The sequence below is a fragment of the Vibrio sp. SCSIO 43009 genome (assembly GCF_023716525.1).
Classification (GTDB): domain Bacteria; phylum Pseudomonadota; class Gammaproteobacteria; order Enterobacterales; family Vibrionaceae; genus Vibrio; species Vibrio alginolyticus.
In genome coordinates, this window is record NZ_CP071842.1 from 2841952 (window position 1) to 2855617 (window position 13666).

At 44.6% G+C, this 13666-nt stretch carries 12 protein-coding genes; 3 read left to right on the forward strand and 9 right to left on the reverse strand.

Features of this window, described 5'->3' with window-relative positions:
* Nucleotides 1–251: 251 nt before the first annotated feature.
* A complete protein-coding gene (gene mutH / locus J4N43_RS13190) occupies nucleotides 252–932 on the forward strand; it encodes a DNA mismatch repair endonuclease MutH (protein ID WP_005381770.1) in 681 nt (226 codons plus the stop codon).
* A gap of 15 nt (nucleotides 933–947) precedes the next feature.
* Here mutH and J4N43_RS13195 read toward each other — a convergent pair whose 3' ends face one another.
* Entirely contained in the window at nucleotides 948–1259 is a 312-nt protein-coding gene (locus tag J4N43_RS13195; protein WP_005381772.1) for a DUF6482 family protein, read from the reverse strand.
* Between the two features lie 154 nt (nucleotides 1260–1413).
* Here J4N43_RS13195 and J4N43_RS13200 point away from each other — a divergent pair, with 154 nt between their 5' ends.
* On the forward strand, nucleotides 1414–2448 hold the full coding sequence (locus J4N43_RS13200; protein ID WP_017821502.1) for an NADP(H)-dependent aldo-keto reductase: 1035 nt from the start codon (nucleotides 1414–1416) through the stop codon (nucleotides 2446–2448).
* Between the two features lie 134 nt (nucleotides 2449–2582).
* On the opposite strand, the gene J4N43_RS13205 is transcribed toward J4N43_RS13200, so the two are convergent.
* From J4N43_RS13205 to xerD, 7 genes are all read right to left on the reverse strand, one after another.
* Nucleotides 2583–2834 (reverse strand): hypothetical protein, encoded by a 252-nt coding sequence (locus J4N43_RS13205; protein ID WP_005381776.1) that lies wholly within the window; start codon nucleotides 2832–2834, stop codon nucleotides 2583–2585.
* Nucleotides 2835–3363: 529 nt separating this feature from the next.
* Nucleotides 3364–4698, reverse strand: coding sequence for a cyclic-di-GMP-binding transcriptional regulator VpsR (gene vpsR / locus J4N43_RS13210; protein WP_017635067.1), 1335 nt, complete (start codon nucleotides 4696–4698; stop codon nucleotides 3364–3366).
* 243 nt (nucleotides 4699–4941) lie between these two features.
* On the reverse strand, nucleotides 4942–6459 hold the full coding sequence (lysS, locus tag J4N43_RS13215) for a lysine--tRNA ligase (RefSeq protein WP_005382861.1): 1518 nt from the start codon (nucleotides 6457–6459) through the stop codon (nucleotides 4942–4944).
* A 34-nt stretch (nucleotides 6460–6493) separates the two neighbouring features.
* A protein-coding gene (prfB, locus tag J4N43_RS13220; protein WP_100068604.1) for a peptide chain release factor 2 occupies nucleotides 6494–7592 on the reverse strand; the annotation gives its coding sequence in 2 pieces (ribosomal slippage) (nucleotides 6494–7516 and nucleotides 7518–7592; 1098 coding nt in all).
* Between the two features lie 173 nt (nucleotides 7593–7765).
* Nucleotides 7766–9505: a single-stranded-DNA-specific exonuclease RecJ gene (gene recJ, locus J4N43_RS13225; protein ID WP_017635068.1), complete on the reverse strand. Its 1740-nt coding sequence runs from the start codon at nucleotides 9503–9505 to the stop codon at nucleotides 7766–7768.
* 43 nt (nucleotides 9506–9548) lie between these two features.
* Nucleotides 9549–10337: a bifunctional protein-disulfide isomerase/oxidoreductase DsbC gene (gene dsbC / locus J4N43_RS13230; protein WP_005381786.1), complete on the reverse strand. Its 789-nt coding sequence runs from the start codon at nucleotides 10335–10337 to the stop codon at nucleotides 9549–9551.
* A 59-nt stretch (nucleotides 10338–10396) separates the two neighbouring features.
* Complete coding sequence (gene xerD / locus J4N43_RS13235; RefSeq protein ID WP_005381788.1) at nucleotides 10397–11314, reverse strand: site-specific tyrosine recombinase XerD; 918 nt, start codon at nucleotides 11312–11314, stop codon at nucleotides 10397–10399.
* Nucleotides 11315–11471: 157 nt separating this feature from the next.
* Between xerD and fldB the strand changes: the two genes are divergently transcribed.
* Nucleotides 11472–11990, forward strand: coding sequence for a flavodoxin FldB (gene fldB, locus J4N43_RS13240; RefSeq protein ID WP_005381790.1), 519 nt, complete (start codon nucleotides 11472–11474; stop codon nucleotides 11988–11990).
* An 85-nt stretch (nucleotides 11991–12075) separates the two neighbouring features.
* On the opposite strand, the gene brnQ is transcribed toward fldB, so the two are convergent.
* Nucleotides 12076–13386: a branched-chain amino acid transport system II carrier protein gene (gene brnQ, locus J4N43_RS13245; RefSeq protein ID WP_005381792.1), complete on the reverse strand. Its 1311-nt coding sequence runs from the start codon at nucleotides 13384–13386 to the stop codon at nucleotides 12076–12078.
* Nucleotides 13387–13666 lie beyond the last annotated feature (280 nt).

Here is a 13666-nt window from a genome sequence, read left to right on the forward strand (position 1 = left end):
AAAGATCCACCAATAGGCTATTTATCCACACTCACCTGCTATTCGTTTAGATGATTACAACAAAATCAACCCCAAAAATGCATTTTAACCCCTGTTTATTCATACAGACCCCGTCAGGATCTTATCTATATCTCCTCCACCTGTGGATAAGTTATGAATTGATCGTTCTTACACCGCCTCGGTGAAATCTTAAACAGTAGATTTGGTCGGAGTTTGATAAACTATATTTTTTGTAATACCACCTTGTAACTATGAAACCAGAACCACAAACAGAAGCAGAGCTATTGGAACGAGCGCATGATATGGCAGGACTCAGTTTTGCTGAGTTGGCCGCCGAGGCGAATATGATTGTTCCTGAAAACTTAAAACGTGATAAAGGTTGGGTGGGTCAATTACTCGAATGGCACTTGGGCGCTCCAGCTGGCAGTAAACCTCAACAAGATTTCGCAAAACTAGGGATCGAGTTGAAAAGTATTCCAATCAGTTATTCTGGCAAACCTTTAGAAACAACCTTTGTTTCTGTGGCTCCCCTCACTGGTGTTCATGGTCTTACATGGGAAACAAGTCATGTTCGAAACAAGCTATCTCGTGTGCTTTGGGTACCCGTAGAAGGAGAACGAGAAATCCCACTCCCAGAAAGACGTGTGGGCAGTCCACTCATTTGGTCACCAGATGAAGAAGAAGAGCGGATTTTGCGAAATGACTGGGAAGAGTTAATGGAGATGATCGTCTTGGGAAGATTTGATCAAATTTCCGCCAGACACGGAGAAGCGCTGCATCTTCGCCCTAAAGCCGCAAATGCAAAAGCGCTCACCGAAGCATACAACTCAAATGGTAAGCCGATGAAAACTCTGCCCCGAGGCTTTTACCTTAGAACACAGTTTACTGAACAGATCTTACTCAAGCACTACATTAACACTCAACCAGAATAAAACCATATCAGCTATTTAGTGCGTCACGAGCGATAACTCAATATCGCAGTACGAGGCTGCCTCTTCAGTGCCACATTCGTCATACGCATTGCGCAGCCTTAAATACGCTTTATCGACCCCTAGCCTCAATAGTTCTTCTTTTACTAAGTCTAGAGAGCCAAAATGTATCGGGTCTTCACCGTCTTTAATCGGCTCAAGTTGATGCTTGTACTCCACAGCTAAAAGATAGTCAGAGACATCAGAACACCCAATCACAAATACTTTGGGAGTTTTATAAGTATCTTTATGTGGACCATGTAGCCACATGTCCAATTGATGCTTCTGCATAACATACCTCCTTCACACGATCATTTAAGTGTAGTTAGGCTAACTGTAGCTTTCGAGTTTGCTCTTCCTTTATACGTAAATCATTTGCGATTGCGGCTAAAAATCCCCTATATTGGAGTCACTTATTTAGTCGGTAACTCTTCAAGGACGTGATATGCAATACACAAAACTACCGCACTCATCACTTGAGATCAGTAAAATCTGCCTCGGCACTATGACGTTTGGCGAGCAAAACACAGAAAAGGACGCCTTTGAACAGCTCGACTTTGCCCTCGATCATGGGGTGAACTTCATCGATACCGCAGAGATGTACCCTGTACCGCCAAGATCGGAAACACAAGGGCTTACCGAGCAATACATCGGTAATTGGTTAGCAAAAAGCGGCAAAAGAGAAAAAGTAGTACTGGCAACAAAAGTGGCAGGCCCTCGCAATGTTCCTCACATTAGAGACAACATGAGCCTTAATCGTCGCCACATCCATACAGCAATTGATGACAGCCTTAATCGTCTACAAACCGATTATGTCGATTTGTACCAACTACATTGGCCGCAGCGTCAAACCAACTGCTTTGGTCAACTCAACTACCCATACCCTGACAAACAAGAAGAAGTCACGTTAATTGAAACGTTGGAAGCGCTTACTGAATTAGTGAATGCAGGTAAAGTGCGCTATATCGGCGTATCCAACGAGACGCCGTGGGGGGTGATGTCGCTACTGCGTTTGGCAGAAAAGCACGATTTGCCAAGAATTGTCTCCATTCAAAACCCATATAACTTATTGAACCGCAGCTTCGAAGTTGGCTTGTCTGAAATCAGCCATTACGAAGGCGTTCAGTTACTTGCCTACTCTCCTTTGGCATTTGGCTGCCTGAGTGGTAAATACCTAAACGGGGCAAAACCTGAAGGCGCTCGATGCACTAAGTGGGAGCGTTTTGCGCGCTACTTCACTCCACAAGGTGTTAAAGCGACCGAAGCTTACGTCAATTTAGCTCAAGAGCATGGTCTAAACCCTGCACAAATGGCGCTCGCGTTTGTCAATCAGCGTCCATTTGTTGCTTCTAACATTATCGGAGCAACAAACCTAGACCAATTAAAAGCCAATATCGACAGTATTGATTTGCAACTTAGCGACGAGCTACTTACTGAAATTCAAGCAATAGGTACAACTTACTCGAATCCTTGCCCTTAACAGTAAAGCTCCCTTCAAACGAAAACAGCTGATCTTCAAGATCAGCTGTTTATCCAATGAAGTCATACTTCATATAAAAAGTTAAGCGTGTTGAATGACTCGTTAGCAACTCAGTCAGTCCAACACGCTAACGATTACGTCATTATTCGCGACGTTAAGACTCGACGAAGGTGACGAACTCGACGTTCAACTTTTACTGCATCCGGAACATTGGCACGTGTAGAACGACCATCGCGATCTAAACCAATATCCCTCAATAGATGAACATTCGTCCATGGAATATCATGAGCAGTTCGGCGTATGGTACGCTGCCATTGTTTTTCTTCGCGTTTAAGGTCTGCTTTCAATAGCAAAGTGGCCAATTGTAGGTAAATAGAGTGACGCATAATATTTTCTCCGATTATCGATGTATTCGACTGGGAAAAAATAGTGCGTAAAATGAACAGAAATATTCTGTTGATACTAAGCCGCTACTTTCCCGCAGCCTAGTAATAAATATGATAGGTTACGGATTAATTTTTATCTTGTGAGCCAGTGGTATTGGTATCATCCGATTTAAGGATTATCGGAGCGATAGGCATACGATCAGCGCAAGCAGTGGTGTTAACAACGTAATGTTTCATCTTGCGCCTCCTAGCTAAAAATTAATCCGTTTATGAAAGGTATAACTCATTGAGTTACGGTTAAATTGTAAGCTTTGATGAATATATATCAAACATTTTTTGCCTTTTTGATTAAAAACAAATCAATACACCGCAATTTAGTTTCATATACTTTTACGTATAACATATTCACCTGAGGAATATATAAATTTGCGGATTTTATAAATCAAACCAAACAAAAATAAAAAGAGCGGCTCTGTGGCCACTCTCTTTTATTGTATTTATTCGCCTATTTAACACAGGGAAAGGCCAACTACATGGCTTGTTCGGAAATCAAGTTATGTTTATTAAGTAGTCGATACATGGTTGCACGCGAAACTCCGAGCTCTTTCGCCGCATTTGAAACTTGACCAGAATGAGATTCCAAAACAACCAGCAACGCATCACGTTCACTCTTCTCACGGATTGATTTCAAGCTGCGCTTTGAGTCATTACGTTGAGGTAAATCTAAATGATGCTCTTCAATCATTACGCTGTCGGACATTAATACCGCTCGCTTCACTTGGTTCATCAGCTCACGCACATTTCCAGGCCAGAAATAACGTGTCAGTGCCTTGAATGCATCCTCAGAAAAGCTTTTTGCTTGCGAGTTGTACTCTTTTGAGAACTCTTGTAAGTAGAAACGAGCCAGCAATGCGATGTCACTCGCACGTTCTTTCAAGCTAGGGACATTGATGCGCAGAACGTTGATGTAATGGTAAAGCTCTTCATTGAAGTCACCGTCAATCAAAGCTTTTTCAACATCTGACGAGTTAGCAGCAAGAATACGCACGTTAACCGCTTTTACGCCATCTTTGGTATCAATGGTGCCTTCTTGCAAGAATCTCAGCAGATTCATTTGCTGCTCTTTTGAAATGGTAAGAATGTCGTTAAACAACACGGTGCCGCCATCTGCTTGTTCAAGCAGGCATGCTTCCATATCTTCATCGGCGTTAATACCAAATACTTCAGCTTGGAAACGTTGTTCATTGAGTGCGCGACAGTTAATTGCCATAAACGGTTTATGAGAGCGTGAAGAGACTTTATGGATGGCCCTAGCAACCGCCTCTTTACCAGTCCCACTTTCCCCAGAAATCAGAATACTGACGTCCGTTGGACCAATGCGCTTCACTTGATCGCGTAAACGTTTCATCGGGATAGATTCACCGATCAAACCCATATCTAAACTGCTACCAAAACTAGGCCAAACTTTTTTCTCCAACTTAAGCATGCCAAGCTGGTGACCTATTGTGCTTAATAACTGTGCATCTGGGATCGGCGCTGTGAAAAAATCGATACAAAAGTTAACAATGAACTGGCATATGGTGTCAGTGCCAAGCTGAGATTCACGAATAAACGCTAACCAACGTACGTGTTTGTGAGAGCTGACTAAGTTCGCCAAACCATTCAAGCTGAACTCGTCATGGCTGAGATCAACAATACCGATACATGGACCAATATCTTCTAACAGCGTATTAGCTTTGCGTAAGTCACCTACTTGGTGACACTTCCAGCCCACTTGCTCCAGTACCGATAACCAAGGCTCATAAGTACCGCCAACTACCACAAGCGATCCCGGGATGGAATCCATCTTAAACTGCCCAGCCATTCTCTAACCCTTTTTCATTGTTAATAGAAATTTTGTGCCACAAACTTATCTTTGCGAGCGGGTAACATTATCGAGACTCCGCCCCCTCACGTCTGTCTCAGTATTAAGACTATGCAATAGATTGAGATTTGGCGAATGTTTATTTGCATATCCCATTAAAAAGCAAATGCAACAACTTGAATTAACTTAACTAAAAGGCAAAAAAAAACCACCCGAAGGTGGTTTTTTACTCATCCTATCGAATTACGCTTGCGGGCGCATTGCAGGGAATAGGATCACGTCACGGATAGTGTGCGTGTTAGTCAGTAGCATAACCAAACGGTCGATACCGATACCTTGGCCTGCTGTTGGCGGTAGGCCGTGCTCTAGAGCAGTGATGTAGTCTGCATCGTAGAACATTGCTTCGTCGTCACCAGACTCTTTCGCTTCAACCTGTGCTTTAAAGCGTGCATCTTGGTCTTCAGCATCGTTAAGCTCTGAGAAACCGTTCGCTACTTCACGGCCACCGATAAAGAACTCAAAGCGGTCTGTAAAGAACGGGTTATCATCGCTACGACGAGCCAACGGAGAAATATCTGCTGGGTAACCAGTGATGAACGTAGGCTGCATTAGCTTAGGTTCTGCTGTTTCACCAAAGATCTCTTCAAGAAGCTGACCACATGTCCAGAAAGGTTCTACTTCAACATGAACAGATTTCGCGATAGAAACCATTAGATCACGGTTTTGTAGGTCTTCTTCTGTTAGCGCTTGGATTTGCGCGTGGTCTGGGTTGTAGTGCTTGATTGCTTCGAACATGCTCATACGAGTGTAAGTACCACCAAACTCAACCGTTTCATCACCGTAAGGCATTGACGTTGAACCTAGAACTTCTTGCGCCACTGAGCTTAGTAGTTCTTCAGTTAGGTCCATCAGATCTTTGTAGTCTGCGTACGCCATGTAGAATTCCATCATTGTGAATTCTGGGTTGTGGCGTGGAGAAAGGCCTTCGTTACGGAAGTTACGGTTGATTTCGAATACGCGATCAAAACCACCAACAACTAGACGCTTCAGGTATAGCTCTGGCGCGATACGTAGGTACATTGGCATGTCTAGTGCGTTGTGGTGCGTGATGAATGGACGCGCACTCGCACCGCCAGGGATAACGTGCATCATTGGCGTTTCAACTTCCATGAACTGCTTAGAGATCATGAAGTTGCGGATTGCAGACATTACTTTAGAACGTACTACGAACGCTTGACGAGAGTCTTCGTTAACGATCAGGTCAACGTAACGTTGGCGGTAACGCATCTCTTGGTCAGTTAGACCGTGGAACTTTTCTGGAAGTGGACGTAGTGCTTTGGTTAGCAACTCGTACTCTTCCATGTTCACGTATAGGTCACCCTTACCAGACTTATGAAGTGCACCTTTAACACCGATGATGTCACCGATATCTAGACCTTGGTATTTTTCTTTAAGTACTTTTTGAACCGCTTTGTCAGCATAAGCTTGGATACGGCCAGAAGTTTCTTGAATTACCAAGAATGGACCACGTTTAGCCATGATACGGCCAGCGATTGCTACTACGTGGTTAAGCTCTTCTAGCTCTTCCTTCGTCTTTTCACCGAACTCTTTCTGAAGGTCGCCCGCTAGTGCGTCACGACGGAAGTCGTTTGGATGGCCGTTCGCTTTGCAGCTCTTTCGGATTGCATCCAGTTTAGCGCGGCGTTCAGCAATCAGCTTATTTTCTTCTAGTACAGTTTCGTTTTGAACAGCATCAGTCATTTTCGATGTATCCTGTTTTTGTCGGTGAAAAGCTTTATAGACCTGATTTCAGGCTAGCTTCAATAAATTTGTCCAGATCGCCATCAAGAACCGCTTGAGTATTACGGTTTTCAATGCCCGTACGGAGGTCCTTAATACGTGAGTCATCCAATACGTAAGAACGGATCTGGCTACCCCAGCCAATGTCAGACTTAGCGTCTTCATTAGCTTGTTTTTCCGCATTTTGCTTTTGCAATTCAAGCTCAAATAGCTTCGCTCGAAGCTGTTTCATTGCCTGATCTTTGTTCTTATGTTGAGAACGGTCATTCTGACACTGAACCACTGTGTTCGTAGGTACGTGCGTAATACGTACCGCAGATTCTGTGGTGTTTACGTGCTGACCACCTGCGCCTGACGCACGGTAAACGTCAATGCGTAGGTCGGAAGGATTAATGTCGATGTCGATGTTTTCATCAATCTCTGGATAGATGAACGCAGAAGCAAATGACGTATGGCGACGACCGCCTGAATCGAACGGAGATTTACGAACAAGACGATGAACGCCCGTTTCAGTGCGTAACCAACCGTACGCATATTCACCAGAGATGCGAACTGTTGCCGACTTAAGACCCGCGACTTCACCTTCAGAGACTTCAATCACTTCAGCTTTGAAGCCCTTCGCTTCTGCCCAACGTAGGTACATACGCAGCAGCATGTTAGTCCAGTCTTGTGCTTCTGTACCACCAGAGCCAGCTTGCAAATCGATGTAACAATCAGAGCTATCGTGGTCGCCAGAGAACATACGACGGAATTCAAGCTTTTCTAGCTTCTCTTCCAACTCAGCAAGTTCTGGTTCAATTTCGTCAAATGTTTCTTGATCTTCTTCTTCTACAGCCAGCTCAAGAAGACCTTCTACATCTTCCACACCTTGCTCTAGTTGATCAATGGTTTCAACAACCGCTTCTAGTGATGCACGCTCTTTACCCAGTGCTTGCGCACGCTCAGGTTCGTTCCATACATCTGGTTGTTCAAGTTCTGCGTTGACTTCTTCTAGACGCTCTTTCTTCGCGTCATAGTCAAAGATACCCCCTCAGGACATTTGTGCGCTGAGACACGTCCTGCAGACGGTTTTTAATTGGATTGATTTCAAACATGTTTACTCAACATTTTAGAATAGAATTTAACCGAGAAATTCTACTGAAAAATGTGACCGAGATACAGGAAAATTTCGGATGAGAAATCAGATTGCGGTGAGAGAGAGCACGGTCATAAAATTTTACACCCACTTAGGGACAACCGTACTCTATAAGAAAGGTTAATCTAGGTATTACTTAGCTTCGATATGGTCGATCATCAATTGCAATGATTGATTACCACGAAATTCATTCACATCCAGCTTATACGCGAGACGTACTGTTTTAACCGATGCATCTGGCCATCGACGTAGATCAACATTGAATGCGATACCGTCGATCATCACATTGGTAGGGTGACCTTTATAAAGCGGCTCTAACATCAATTTAAGATGCTTCTCACCCACCAGCTTTTGATGCAGTACTTTAAACTCACCATCAAAGATTGGCTCTGGGAAAGCTTGTCCAAAAGGGCCACCCGATCGCAGCTGTTCAGCAACATGCATAGAGAACTCTTCCGGCTTAAGTTCGCCATCGGACATGATCACGCCTTTTAGCGCCGCTTCATCGAGTTCCTTTTTTACCACTTCATCAAACAAACGACTGAAACGCTCAAAATCCTGCTCTTTAATCGTTAAGCCTGCTGCCATGGCGTGTCCACCAAACTTGATGATCAAACCCGGGTTTTGCGTGTCGATGAAATCCAACGCATCGCGCATGTGTAGCCCCGGAATAGAACGACACGAGCCTTTAATCGTCCCTTCTCCGCCATCAGCAAATGCAATGACTGGACGGTGAAACTTCTCTTTAATACGCGAAGCCAAAATACCAATCACACCTTGATGCCAATCACGTTGGAACAAGGCTAGGCCATAAGGAAGCTCATTGCCTTCACCAAACTGAAGGCGCTCACAGAAAGCCATCGCTTCTTGCTTCATGCCTTCTTCAATCTCTTTACGAGTTTGGTTCAAGCCATCCAATTCACTTGCCATGCGACGAGCAGCGTGGATGTTGTTACACATCAATAGTTCAACACCGAAAGACATGTCATCAAGACGACCTGCAGCGTTAATACGTGGACCTAAAGCAAAGCCAAAATCGGACGCAACTAAACGACGCGCATCGCGCTTCGCGACCTCAATTAATGCCTGGATGCCGGGACGCGCTTTGCCCGCACGAATACGTTGCAAGCCTTGGTGTACAAGAATGCGGTTGTTTTCATCCAATGGAACGACGTCGGCGACGGTACCCAGTGCAACAAGGTCAATCAGTTCCATCAACTTGGGCTCTTGCATCCCCTGTTCTGCAAACCAATTGTGTTTTCGCATATGAACGCATAGTGCCATCATGAGATAAAACGCGACCCCTACACCCGCAAGCGCTTTAGATGGAAAGCTACAGCTCTCAAGGTTTGGGTTCACCATTGCATCCACATCAGGCAACACTTGTCCTGGCAAGTGGTGATCGGTAACAAGCACGGTAATGCCATTTTCTTTTGCGTAACGCACGCCTTCGATTGATGAGACGCCGTTATCCACCGTCATGATCATCTCAGCGCCAAGCTCTAAGGCTTGGTCAACGACTTCTGGGCTTAACCCATAACCGTCTTCAAAACGATTTGGCACTAGGTAATCCACATTGTGACTACCAAGCATGCGCAGCGCGAGTACTGATAATGCTGAGCTTGTCGCGCCATCAGCGTCAAAATCACCGACAACGATGATGCGTTTTTGTTCTTTTATCCCCTGAAACAAAAGATCGACAGCTTGCTCAATCCCCCCGAGTTTTTGATATGAATGCAACCCACGGGCCGACGTTTCTAATTGTGAAAGATCCGTTATCCCACGGTTGATGTAGATACGTTTAAGAATCGGAGGAATGGAATCAGGAAGAAGGGAAAGATCAGGTTCAGGACGTCGTTGAATTTCTATCATGCTTAAAAGAGCCGACAACTTTGCCGACTCTGCTCCTAATGGATTATAGTTGCTTTAAACGTTTCAATAGCTCTGCAGGTGGTAGGTAGCCACCAACCATTTCGCCATTCGGTAAGAAGATTGCTGGCGTACCAGAAATACCCAATTGGCGACCTAGATTGTAATGCGCCTGGATGGTTTCTTTACACTGTTTCAGGTCTTTCGCAGGGTTATCAAATGTACGATTCACTTTCGCGTTGTGCATTGCCGACGCCGGATCTTCAGCACACCAAATCGTTGCCATTTGTTCTGCCACAGGGCCAGTTGCACCTTGGCGAGGGTAAGCCATGTAACGCACTGTAATACCTAGATCATTATAGCCTTGCATTTGGCTATGCAGACGCACACAGTAACCACATGTGATATCGGTGAATACGGTCACAACGTACTTTTCATCGTCGGCTTTGTATTCGATCATGCTATCGGAGAACTGCGCAATTTTCTCGGCGTTAAGCGGCGCTTGACGCTCTGCTATGACATCTTTGTAACTGCCATCATCATTAATGGCATAAAGCGTACCGGCGATAAAATGGCTACCATCATTTGAAGCAAACAGGATCCCGCCATTGGTTTGAATTTCCAATAAGCCAGCGACGTCTGATGGTTGAATATCAACGATAGATAAACCAAGCTTTGAGAACTTAGTTTTTAATGCTGCTTCATCAAAGCCGCTTTGTGCAGCTGGCGCCACTTGTTGCGCAGGAGTCTCCGTTTGAGCCTGACTTTCTTCTGCACCACAAGCGGTAACAAAAAATGGTAAAGTCAGCAGAGTTAGTCGGCGTAATACGCTCATGAAATTCACCTTAATGTAAAATCGTTTTTCCAAGAGGACATGGATGAATCTAACCATTGTTATGCTCTTGGGTGGTGTTGACTGTGGATCTGCTTCAATCGTTCAGTCGCCACGTGAGTATAAATTTGCGTGGTCGATAAGTCACTATGTCCTAAAAGCATCTGTACGACCCTGAGATCTGCGCCATAGTTCAATAAATGCGTGGCAAAGGCATGACGCAGTACGTGCGGCGACAGCTGATCAGTATCAATCCCTGCTATCAAAGCATAGTATTTAATACGGTGCCAAAACGTCTGACGAGTCATCTGTCTTGCGCGTTTACTAGGAAAAACAATATCAGATGATGTATCACCAAGTAACGCAGGGCGCCCTTGTTGAATGAACGTCTCGATCCAATCGACCGCGTTTTCCCCCATAGGAACCAGGCGTTCTTTACCACCTTTACCAGTCACGCGCACCACCCCTTGGCGCAAGCTAACATTTTCCATGGTCAAACTGACGAGCTCTGTCACACGCAACCCTGTCGCGTAGAGTAGCTCTAGCATCGCTTTATCGCGCAATTCTATAGGGTCATTCGGGTCTGGCGCTTCGAGCAACGCGTCCACTTGCTCTTCACTAATATCTTTGGGTAAACGTTGTGGCAGTTTAGGGCTAACCAAGAGCGCACTCGGGTCATCAGCACGCACCTTCTCGCGATGCAGGTATTGAAATAAACGACGAATAGCCGACAACATACGCGCACGGGACGTCTGTTTGTAATCTAAGTCTACAAGGTGGCTTTGATATTCTTGCAAGCCAGACAAACTGATAAAATCAAGACGGTATCGATGTTTTTCCATCCACACGAGCAGCTTCATTAAATCGTTTCGGTAGGAAGCCAACGTGTTCTCTGATAGACCACGCTCCATCCACATCGCATCTAAGAATTGCTCAACAAGCGAAAAATCTTGTTGATTGACAGGCTGTTGTGCCGTCATGAATGCTTCCTTATCTGTTTATATTTACAGTATTTAGATTAAAGCACCTGCCAATCCAATACCATAAAAAATCATCCCACATAGGATATTCGCTGCAATCTTCCTCAATTTATGGTTAGAATCTTCCACAACAGCAACACAAATAACGACGAATATAATGAAAATCGGACTCTTTTACGGCTCAACGACCTGCTACACAGAAATGGCAGCAGAGAAAATTCGTACCCTTATTGGTGAAGACCTTGTCGACATTCACAATGTGAAAGAGACACCGTTATCACTAATGGCGGACTACGACTTATTACTCCTTGGCATCTCAACTTGGGATTTTGGTGAAATTCAAGAAGATTGGAACGCGATTTGGCAAGACATCGCGACCACACCACTGAAAGGCAAAGTTGTAGCGCTGTTTGGTCTGGGTGACCAAGAAGGTTACGGAGAGTGGTATTTAGATGCGATGGGCTTACTTCACGATGAATTACAAGCCACAGGCGCAACCTTTATCGGTTACTGGCCAAATGAAGGCTACGAATTTGAAGCATCGAAAGCACTGATCGAAGATGGCAGCAAGTTTGTTGGACTTGCGTTAGATGAAGACTCACAGTACGAACTGAGTGATGAACGCATCGAAAAATGGTGTGAACAAGTTCTTGTGGAATTCCACGACACGCTTTAATAGCGCAAACACGTCATCATTAAAAAGTAAAAAGCCCGATGAAGTAATTCATCGGGCTTTTTATTATCTTGATAACGCGAAGTGATTACGCGGTTTCTTGTGCTAGTTCTGGGCGAGGTTTCGCGATGAAGAACATGCACACGATAGCCGCAAATGTTGGAAGCACCCAACCCATGCCGACTTCGAATAGTGGCAACATGTTAAACGCAGAAACATCAATACCCGATACTTTTGCCGCATCAACCAACGCAAACAACAGAGATACAAGCAGTACCGCGCGGTAAGCAAAACGTGGATTTGGCAGTTTGCTGCGCACAAATGTTAGTGCAACCAACGCAATCGCCACAGGGTACAGCGCAAACAATACTGGCACTGACAGAGAAATCAGCTGTGCAAGACCAACGTTTGCAACCAATGCACAAACAGAACCATTAATCAGTACCCATTGCTTGTATGACAGTGGTGTTTTCGAGCTGAAGAAATCTGAACACGCAGAAATCAAGCCAATCGCGGTTGTCAGACACGCTAGCAATACGATGACAGACAGAACGATTTGACCGTATGGACCAAACAACGCTTGAACGTATTGGCTAAGCACTAGGCCACCATTATCAGCACCAGCAGCAACCGTTGCACTCGTCGCACCTAAGTAAAATAGTGAGATGTAAACAAACGCAAGACCAGCAGCAGCAATACAACCTGCATAGATCAGATATTTAGTAGTTGCAGAGCGCTCAGTAATGCCTTTACCGCGCAGTGCATCAACCATCAGCATACCAAACATCAATGACGCGAACGTATCCATTGTGTTGTAGCCTTCTAAGAAGCCTTTGGTCAGAGGCTGCGTTAGGTATTCACCGTGCGCGCCAATCATATCGCCCTGAGGATCAAGGAAGACAGCGACAGCAAGAATGATCAAACCAACGAACAATGCTGGTGTCAGTACTTTACCGATAAGATCGATCAAACGGCCTTGGAACCATGAGAACATCATTGCTGCGATAAAAAAGATCACTGAGAACGCTGTCAGATGCGTTTGTGATGCCTCAAGGAAGAAAGGTTTCACCGCCATCTCGTAAGCCACTAGGCCAGTACGAGGCGCTGCAAACGCAGGACCAATGATGATGAAAATCAGTGCAGCCATAAGAACTGCCGCTTTTTTCGGAAGATCTTGCGTCAAGTGATCCCAAGAACCACCAGCAACAGCAATAGCAACGATAGTAATAAGAGGTAGACCTACCGCTGTTAGCAAGAAACCAAACATAGCTGGCATTAAGTTTTCACCCGCTAACTGACCCGCTAGAGGTGGAAAGATAATATTGCCCGCACCTAAAAAGAACGCAAATAGCATAAAGCCTACTGCGATAATATCTGTTAGTTTTAACGTCTGCTTCACAGATAACCCTTGTCTTTTAATTAATGAATGTTGTGTATGCTTAGACCACTTTTTGTATACCTAAAGTCAATAAGTACACGTGGTTCAATCTATAAAATTTTCGCCGCATAATGACGAAAGACTCATCATTTGGCAACCTTTAAGAAAAAAACACCATATTAATTTAGTTTTCAAACTTAAAAGCAGTGGATATAACCAGATCCAAATAACAGACCAGTTCTTTATCTCGATCAATTAACAATACAATTTAATAACCAACAAAACAACAATCTATACAATT

Excerpts from the sequence above, each read along its gene's own strand:
- mutH (WP_005381770.1), top strand. The coding sequence starts at position 252 with ATGAAACCAGAACCACAAACAGAAGCAGAGCTATTGGAACGAGCGCAT.
- J4N43_RS13195 (WP_005381772.1), bottom strand. The coding sequence starts at position 1,259 with ATGCAGAAGCATCAATTGGACATGTGGCTACATGGTCCACATAAAGAT.
- J4N43_RS13200 (WP_017821502.1), top strand. The coding sequence starts at position 1,414 with ATGCAATACACAAAACTACCGCACTCATCACTTGAGATCAGTAAAATC.
- J4N43_RS13205 (WP_005381776.1), bottom strand. The coding sequence starts at position 2,834 with ATGCGTCACTCTATTTACCTACAATTGGCCACTTTGCTATTGAAAGCA.
- vpsR (WP_017635067.1), bottom strand. The coding sequence starts at position 4,698 with ATGGCTGGGCAGTTTAAGATGGATTCCATCCCGGGATCGCTTGTGGTA.
- lysS (WP_005382861.1), bottom strand. The coding sequence starts at position 6,459 with ATGACTGATGCTGTTCAAAACGAAACTGTACTAGAAGAAAATAAGCTG.
- recJ (WP_017635068.1), bottom strand. The coding sequence starts at position 9,505 with ATGATAGAAATTCAACGACGTCCTGAACCTGATCTTTCCCTTCTTCCT.
- dsbC (WP_005381786.1), bottom strand. The coding sequence starts at position 10,337 with ATGAGCGTATTACGCCGACTAACTCTGCTGACTTTACCATTTTTTGTT.
- xerD (WP_005381788.1), bottom strand. The coding sequence starts at position 11,314 with ATGACGGCACAACAGCCTGTCAATCAACAAGATTTTTCGCTTGTTGAG.
- fldB (WP_005381790.1), top strand. The coding sequence starts at position 11,472 with ATGAAAATCGGACTCTTTTACGGCTCAACGACCTGCTACACAGAAATG.